Source organism: Vibrio sp. PNB23_22_6, assembly GCF_052877535.1.
The window spans coordinates 1-1,215 of sequence record NZ_JBNFXP010000062.1; the positions used below are offsets into that span (position 1 = coordinate 1).

General features: G+C 43.4%; 1 protein-coding gene. It reads left to right on the forward strand.

Annotated features, from left to right (window positions below):
• Nucleotides 1-46: 46 nt before the first annotated feature.
• Nucleotides 47-1,197, forward strand: a protein-coding gene (locus ACVA54_RS19615) for an IS3 family transposase (RefSeq protein ID WP_446619321.1) whose coding sequence is annotated in 2 segments (ribosomal slippage) — nucleotides 47-284 and nucleotides 284-1,197 — 1,152 coding nt in all. Because the reading frame shifts where the segments join, the coding sequence is not laid out codon by codon here.
• Nucleotides 1,198-1,215: the final 18 nt, after the last annotated feature.

Below are 1,215 nucleotides of genomic sequence, written 5' to 3' on the forward strand. Positions count from 1 at the left end.
TAGACACTTAATAGTTATATAATTCAATAAACTATGAGGTGTTATCATGAGCGGAAAACGCTACACAGAAGAGTTCAAAATCCAGGCCGTTGAGCAAGTCACTAAGCACGGTCACACCCTTAACTCAACAGCCGAACGCTTGGGCGTGAGTTACAAGTCCCTGTGTGACTGGGTGAAAAGGTATGAAAAGCCACAGTGTCAAAGAAAGCAAGAAGATGCTCAAAGTGCTGAAATCAGAAAGCTAAAGGCAGAATTAAAGCGCGTCACGATGGAAAGGGACATATTAAAGGAAGCCGCCGTGTACTTTGCAGGGGAGTCAAAGAAAAGTACACGTTCATAAGTAAGCGACTTCAACGATTTCCCTTGAAGGTGATGTGTCAGATCCTCGAAATACAGCGAAGTGGATTCTACGCGTGGAAGCGGAAGCCTCTCAGTATCCGTACTCAAGAGGATCAACGTTTGTTAGGAAAAATTAAGCAGTTCTGGCTCGAAAGTGGCTGCGTGTATGGTTATCGCAATATAACCATTGACCTAAAAGGAGACGGTGAGTCCTGTGGTAAGAATCGTGTGTATCGACTCATGAAACAAGCCAATCTTAAAGCTGTTCGTGGTTACAAGCGTTATCCAGGCTTTTACTCAGGGAAAACGGATGCCGCGGCCCCTAATGTCTTAAACCGAGAGTTTAGTGTGGATACCCCAGACCGTGCTTGGGTCACCGATTTTACCTACATTCGTACCTACGAAGGCTGGCTCTATCTTACCGTCGTTATCGACCTATTTTCACGGAAAGTAGTGGGCTGGACGATGAAAAACAGCCCCAAAACAGACTTAGTGATAGATGCACTTCTAATGGCTATTTGGCGTCGACGTCCTAAGAACAAAGTTACAATCCACTCAGACCAAGGTGTTCAATATACTTCCTGTGATTGGCGTAGCTTCTTAAAAGAGCACAATATGGAAATCAGTATGAGTCGCAAGGGAAACTGTCACGATAATGCTGTTGCAGAAAGCTTTTTCTCATTACTCAAAAAGGATCGGGTAAAAAGGAAAATCTACAAAACCCGCGATGAAGCTCGTTCAGAGATATTTGATTATATTGAGTGTTTCTACAACCCTAAAAGAAATCATGGTACTAATGGTGGGCTGTCACCAAATGAGTATGAAAGACAGTATTTTCAGAAGCTTGAAAGTGTATAGAGATCTGGGGTCTTACCA